Below are 604 nucleotides of genomic sequence, written 5' to 3'. Positions count from 1 at the left end.
GTGATGAAGCCGATCACGGTGGCCTTGCCGACATCCGAGCGTTTCTCGGCGCGGGCGGAGAAGATGCTCGCGCCTTCGATGCCGATGAACACCCAGACGGTGACCAGCATCATGTTGCGCACCTGGTCCATCACCCCACCGAAGTTCGGGTTGCTGCGGCCCCAGATGTCGCGGGTGAAGATGTCAGCCTTGAATGCCACCGCAGCGATGACGATGAACATGATCAGCGGCACGACCTTGGCCACGGTGGTCAGCTGGTTGATCAGCGCCGCCTCCTTGATCCCGCGCATCACCAGAAAATGCACCGCCCACAACAGCACCGAAGCGCAGCCGATGGCGATCGGCGTGTTGCCCTGACCGAACACCGGAAAGAAATAGCCAAGGGTGCTGAACAGCAACACAAAATAGCCGACGTTGCCCAGCCAGGCGCTGATCCAGTAACCCCACGCTGATGAAAATCCCATGTAATCGCCAAACCCGGCCTTGGCGTAGGCGTAGACGCCCGAGTCCAGCTCCGGCTTGCGATTGGCCAGCGTCTGAAAGACGAACGCCAGCGTCAGCATGCCTATCGCAGTAATGCCCCAACCGATCAGGATCGCCCCTG

Annotated in this window: 1 protein-coding gene; it reads right to left on the bottom strand. The window is 60.6% G+C overall.

What is annotated here, in order from left to right:
• A partial coding sequence (locus J5M66_RS26480) for an amino acid permease (protein ID WP_207817530.1) occupies positions 1-604 on the bottom strand: 604 nt, incomplete at both ends.

The sequence above is a fragment of the Pseudomonas sp. 67(2021) genome, from assembly GCF_017491835.1.
In the GTDB taxonomy this organism is placed as follows: Bacteria; Pseudomonadota; Gammaproteobacteria; order Pseudomonadales; family Pseudomonadaceae; genus Aquipseudomonas; species Aquipseudomonas atacamensis.
This window is presented reverse-complemented; position numbering and strand designations above follow the sequence as displayed.